Source organism: Mycobacterium sp., from assembly GCF_050701675.1.
Lineage (GTDB): Bacteria > Actinomycetota > Actinomycetes > Mycobacteriales > Mycobacteriaceae > Mycobacterium.
Genome location: NZ_JBOGDD010000990.1, coordinates 1 through 5,921 on the forward strand (window position 1 = coordinate 1; position 5,921 = coordinate 5,921).

Here is a 5,921-nt window from a genome sequence, read left to right on the forward strand (position 1 = left end):
CCTGGTTGGTGCCCGCCTTGAAGCTGCCGATGGCGGCGTCGCGCTGACGTGAGCTCGACGACCCGTCCAGATAGCTGTAGTTCACGCCGACCGCATCCAACTGAGAGCGCAAGACGTCGAGGAATCCGGTGAACTGGCTGAAGACCAACGCGCTGTGGCCTTCAGCCACCAACTCGGGCAACTGCTCGACCAGGAAGTCGACCTTCGCCGCGCCAACGTCGGCCTTCGATTGGTCGACCAACCCGGCGTGGAGGCTGAGCTGACGTAGCAGCGTCAATGACCGGAAGATCTGAAATCGATTCTTCTCCCATTCCCCGAGAAGCCCCAGAACCTTCTGCCGCTCGCGGGCCATCCGGGTGTCGTAGATCCTTCGATGTTTGGCGCCGAGGTCGAGCAGGAGCACCTGTTCCTGCTTGGGCGGCAGTTCTCCCGCGACCTGACCCTTGGTACGCCGCAGCATCACCGGCTTGATCCGGCGCCGCAGCACCGACAGACGTTCCTTGTTGCTGCCAGACTCGATCGGCTTGCGGAAGTGGTTGGTGAACGCCTTGGGTGACGGGAAGAGGCCCGGTGCGGTGATCGACAGCAGTGACCACAGCTCCATCAGGTTGTTCTCCATCGGCGTGCCGGTGATGGCCAGTTTGAACCGGGCCTCGAGCCTGCGCGCGCACTGGTGAGTCTTGCTGGTGTGGTTCTTGACGAACTGGGCTTCATCGAGAATGATTCCCGCCCAATCGATCCCGGCATACGCCTCGAAGTCGATGCGCAGCAGGGCATAGGACGTGACGACGATGTCGGCGGCCGCCGACTGTTCAGCCAGGGAGGTGCCCGACCGGGCCTCGGTACTGGTGACGGCTACCGCGGTCAGCCCGGGGGTGAACTTGTGGCACTCGGCGACCCAGTTGGTCACCACGCTGGTCGGCGCCACCACGAGAAAGCGCCGGGAGCCCTGTTCCGCGACGCGGGCGATCAGGGCGAGGGTCTGCATCGTCTTGCCAAGACCCATGTCGTCGGCGAGCACGCCGCCAAGTTCGTTGTCCCACAGGAACGAAAGCCAATTCAGCCCGTCGCGCTGATAGTCGCGAAGCGTGGCATCCAGACTCTGGGGCACGTCGACCGGCACCGGTGGCCGCGCCGCGCTGAGCCGGACGAGACCTTCCTGCCATCTGGCCAATTGCTCGTCGACGACGCCGAGGGCGAGCAGTTCCTCCCACAACGTGACGTTGTGCGACCCCGCGTTCACCGCGTCGCCCTCGATCTCACCGAGCGCGCGAGCCTCGTCGATCAGTTCCCGCAGACGCCGGATCTCCGGTGTGTCGAGGCGGAAGTAGACTCCGTTTGGCAGCAGCATATGGGTTGCACCCAAGGTCAATTCGGCGATGACCGTCGCGATGGGCACCTGCTGTCCGTCGATCTGCAGCGAAATGCCCAGGTCGAACCAGTCGTTGCGCACCGGCTCCCCGTCGCCGCTGCTGAACTCCAGCTGTGGAGCGCTGTCGTCGGCGCGGAAATTGGGCGCGCTGCGGTCCAACTCGATCGTGAAGGCGTCGCGGCAGTCCAGTTGCGGCAGGAGTTCGCCGATGAGAACCGCTGCCTCGACCATCGTGAGGTCGACGCCTGAACGCAGAGTCGTCAGCGACGCCACCGCAGCCGCACCTTCCGCATCGTGGGATCCGCCGATCGCGACGAGTTCGTCGATGACGCCGATGCCGGTGGTCAGGCGCATTGCCGATCTGATGTGTTGTGCGGCTTGCTGTTTCCAGGTGCTCGACGCCGCCGCAACGGCCCTCAACGCAGGGGTGACGGCCTCCCAGACGAGAACCTCGGCCGTCGCGTCGCGATAGCCCGGCCGCTTCGCGGACGAATCGGGATCGAAGTCGTGGTGCTGGTCGTCGACTTCGTAACGAGTGCTCCAGAACGCATGGACACTGCCCGCGCCGAGCGTCAGCGTGAGCACCGGCGTGGGCCCACTGACGGTGGGTGGGCTGAACAGTCCTTCCTCGATGTCCACCTGCGCGACGTCGACCAACCGTGGCAGGACGTCCAGCGAGAATTCGGCGAGCGTGTCAGCCGGAATGTGCACGCTTTCGTTGCGAACGACCAGATCGAGCGTCGTCCTCGTGGGCACCGGGTCGAAGCGGCCCAGTCGCAGAATTCCGTCGACGACCTGGTACATCCCGTGTGGCGTTGGTGCTCCGATGATGCCAACGCCACTGGGTTCACAACGCTCACCATCGACGATCAGCGCCACCGCCATCACGGCACCGCCAGCGTCGTCGGAGGTGAAGTCGAGCCGCAACTGCGCGCTCTTGATGAAGTCGACGGCTTGCAGACCACTTCCGGTGACGATGGTGATTCCGGCTTCCAGTGCGTCGTCCAGCCGCGACCAGAATGTTGGTGGCATGTAACCGATGGTCATCACGTCGCTGATCGAGACGATGCCGAACCTCTGCACGTCGGCGACGAGCCCTCGCAGGACGTCGTACTGGCGGCGGTCGAACTCGCCGGCGGCCGCGTGGTACGCCAGCCGTTGCCAGTTCAGGCCGGTCTTGATCCAGGTGCCGCGCTTGCCGATGGTGACGGGACGCAGCGCGATCTCGGTGCCGGGGCGGTACCGGTTGGGTGGCGCGACGGAGAACTCCAGACCGATCGGCGAGGCGTGTTCGGCATCGGGAGGGGCCAGCTCGTCGAGCATCTTGGTCAGGACGGTGCGCCAGCGGTCGGGCGGCGGTGGGTGCGCCGAGGAGGCGGTCAGCAGCAGCGCGACCGCGTGTTTGCAGTAGGCCCCCACCGGACACGTGCAGTCGACCGATCCGAGTACGACGTCGTCGCCGGTGCGCTTGAAGCCAATGGTCACCCGGTACAGGTTGTTGCCGGAGCCGGAACAGAAACCGGTGAGCTCGGACCCGTCATCGCTCCACGCCATGTCGCGGACGCGGCCCAGATTGGCGTATCTGGTACCGCGCATGACGGTCGCGGCATCGAAGTCGGCGAGCAGCTCACCGACGTTGAGGGCGAAGCTCCTGCGCGGCAGCATAGACGAAGGATAGGGACGCACCCCGACAACGTCCGAGGCTCGGCTACCAGGTGCTGGTTCGGAGCACGATCTCAGCGGCCAACTGGGCGGTGGACTCGTGGGCGCTGCGCCGCCCCAATAACTCGACCACGCGAAAGTCACCGTAGACATAGCGCTGGCTGGCCTTGGCGACGTTGCGCGCCGCGGGCGTGCTGACCAGCGCCGTCGTGTTCACCTCCACGGGCGGGCAGTGCTCGTCGCGGATGATGCCTGCCTGATCGGGGACACGTGGGTGACCGCGGTCGACCACGACCAAGCCGATGAACCGGTCGAGCCGGGTGGCGGCCAGCTCCCACGCCAATTCACCGCCGACGCGGTCACCGACCAGAAGGGCCCAGCGGACGCCGAAGCTGTCGAGGATGCCGACGACGGACTTCGCGCTCAACCGCGGGTCGGGAGCGATGACGACGGTCCGCAGTGACGCGGTGTGCAGGCGCTGACAGACCGCGTCGTAGGCGGCGGGCCCTTGATGCGCGGCCCCGAGCAGGACGACGACCGACCCCTTCTCGGGGCCCGACACGTCGACGGTCGCCGGGAACCCGTCGATGGTGAGCACGGTCGATGGCATTGCGCCACGCTACAGGGATAGATGATGTTCAGTGCCGGTTTTGGTGGGCTTTCAATCCAACGTCGGGCGTCAGTGCAGCCGCTCGGCCTGCTTGTCGGTGACGTCCAGAAACGTCTGCGGCAGCGTCCCTTTGACGGCGATCGACGGTGCGGGCGTGGGGAACGCGATTCCGAACATTCCGGCCCGCCCGACATTCTCGAAGGCAAAGTACACGCTGCTCTCGCCCCCTTGCAACTGCATGGTCTGCTGGTACACCAGCGAGTCGGGACGCGCCGACTTCAACTTGGTGGTGGTGATCGGGATCGGCTCCGACGCCTGGTCGAAGTACGTCAGGTACGTCTCACAGCGCGCAGCCGTGGTGGCCAGCTTGTCCAGGTCCAACGGAGACGTCAGGACCGTCATCACGATCCGGGCGCCGTCGTAGCCGACGCTATACTTCGCGGCGCTGCCTGGTCCGCGCTCGGCCGAGGCGGCGATCACGCGGGTCAGACCGTCCGAGCATCCTTCCGGCTGGGACAGCATCGCCGGCGGTCCGCCGTCGCCGTCGGGTTCTCCGGGTTGCTCGGTGATGCGGTCGAACTGGACACCCGGCGGAAAGTCGGCCGCGGTCAGCAGGGTGTCGTTCAACCGTGCACCCGGCCAAGTGGGGGTGCCCTTGATGGCGCAGCCGGACAGTGTGAAGGCGGCCAGGACGAGCACCGCCGCTGCCGCGCGCCGTCCGGTCATGGACTCAGGCTACTCGTGACCTGCGGACTACGGGCCGATCGACGAGGCGATGACGGGCCGCTGCGGTGCGCCATTCTCCAGCAGGTCCAAGACGGCGGCGACGTCGAGATGCGCCGCCAGCAGGTCGGCCATCACGTCGAGTTGCGCATCGCGGCGGGCGGTGACGTCCACGTCGTCGGCGACGACGAAGCCGTGCCTGCCTGCAGCCGCAGCCGCCTCCGTCAACCACCGGCGTCGCACGTCGTCGTTGTCGAGCAGCCCGTGCCAGTGCGTGCCATACACGGGGCCACGACGAAGGCCGACGTCCAGCCAGGAGTCGTCCGTGTGCCTACTCACCCGACCGTGGTGAATCTCGTACCCCCGCAACGGCACATCCCAGTGCCGCAGCACCTTGGCGGGTTCGAACACGATGTCGGCGTCAAGGAGCCCGAGGCCCTCGACGTGCCGCTCCCCCGACTCCACCGCATCGTCGATGGCCCGGCACAGCATCTGGAAACCACCGCAGATCCCGAGCACGGCTCGACCGGACGCGGCATGGGCCACGACACCGTCGGCCAGCCCGCGGTCGCGCAACCACGCCAGGTCCGAGACCGTCGCCTTGCTGCCTGGCAGGACGACGACGTCCGCGTCGGCGAGGTCGGCGAGGTCGGTCACCCATCGGACCAACACGCCCGGCTCGCACGCCAACGCCTCGACGTCGGTGGAGTTCGAGATGCGCGGCAGGCGGATCGCGGCCACCCTGAGCGAGTCCTCACCTCGCGCTGGCTGCGGGACGCCCACGATCCGGTGGGACTGCACGGACAGCGAGTCCTCCGCGTCGAGCCAGAGTCCGTCGTCGTACGGGATGACGCCGTAGGTGGGCCGCCCGGTGAGCAGCTCCAGTTGGTCGAGCCCCGGCTTGAGCAAGGCGGGGTCACCGCGGAACTTGTTGACCACGAAGCCCGCAATCAGGCGCTGGTCGTCGGGCTCCAGCACGGCGACGGTCCCGAACAGATGCGCAAGCAGCCCGCCGCGATCGATGTCACCGACGACGATGACCGGCAGGTCGGCCGCCCGCGCCAGGCCCATGTTGGCCAGATCGGTTGCGCGCAGGTTGATCTCTGCGGGTGAGCCCGCTCCCTCGCAGATGACCGCGTCGAATTCGCTTCGCAGCGCGCTCAGTTCGTCGCGCACCACCGCGGCGAGCGCAGTACGGTGCTGAAAGTAGTCGCCCGCGGCGACCGTGCCCTCGACCTGGCCCATGACCACCAATTGGGAGGTCCGGTCGCCGCCGGGTTTGAGCAGAATCGGGTTGAACCGGGTGCTGGGCGCCAGACCTGCCGCGCGGGCCTGCATTGCCTGGGCCCGCCCGATCTCCCCGCCTTCGACGGTGACCGCCGAGTTGTTGGACATGTTCTGCGCCTTGAACGGCGCCACCCGGATACCCTTGCGCGCCAACAGGCGACACAGGCCAGCCACCACCATCGACTTGCCCGCGTCCGAGGTGGTGCCCGCGACCAGCAGCGCCGAGCCGGTCACGTTTCTCTCGCGAGCAGACGCAAAGGGCCCTCA

Annotated in this window: 4 protein-coding genes; all 4 read right to left on the reverse strand. The window is 67.0% G+C overall.

Annotated elements, in window-relative coordinates; translation table 11 throughout:
* Positions 1-3,037: DEAD/DEAH box helicase (locus ACRDUX_RS30000; protein WP_526419332.1), on the reverse strand; the 3,037-nt coding region annotated here is incomplete at its 3' end.
* Between the two features lie 43 nt (positions 3,038-3,080).
* A complete protein-coding gene (locus ACRDUX_RS30005) occupies positions 3,081-3,644 on the reverse strand; it encodes an alpha/beta fold hydrolase (protein WP_526419334.1) in 564 nt (187 codons plus the stop codon).
* Between the two features lie 69 nt (positions 3,645-3,713).
* Positions 3,714-4,370, reverse strand: a complete 657-nt coding sequence (locus ACRDUX_RS30010) for a hypothetical protein (protein WP_526419336.1) — start codon at positions 4,368-4,370, stop codon at positions 3,714-3,716.
* A 27-nt stretch (positions 4,371-4,397) separates the two neighbouring features.
* Positions 4,398-5,888, reverse strand: a complete 1,491-nt coding sequence (locus ACRDUX_RS30015; RefSeq protein ID WP_526419338.1) for a cobyric acid synthase — start codon at positions 5,886-5,888, stop codon at positions 4,398-4,400.
* Positions 5,889-5,921 lie beyond the last annotated feature (33 nt).

What these genes read in the sequence shown, in the direction of transcription:
- ACRDUX_RS30005 (WP_526419334.1), bottom strand. Translation starts at nt 3,644, where the DNA reads ATGCCATCGACCGTGCTCACCATCGACGGGTTCCCGGCGACCGTCGAC.
- ACRDUX_RS30010 (WP_526419336.1), bottom strand. Translation starts at nt 4,370, where the DNA reads ATGACCGGACGGCGCGCGGCAGCGGCGGTGCTCGTCCTGGCCGCCTTC.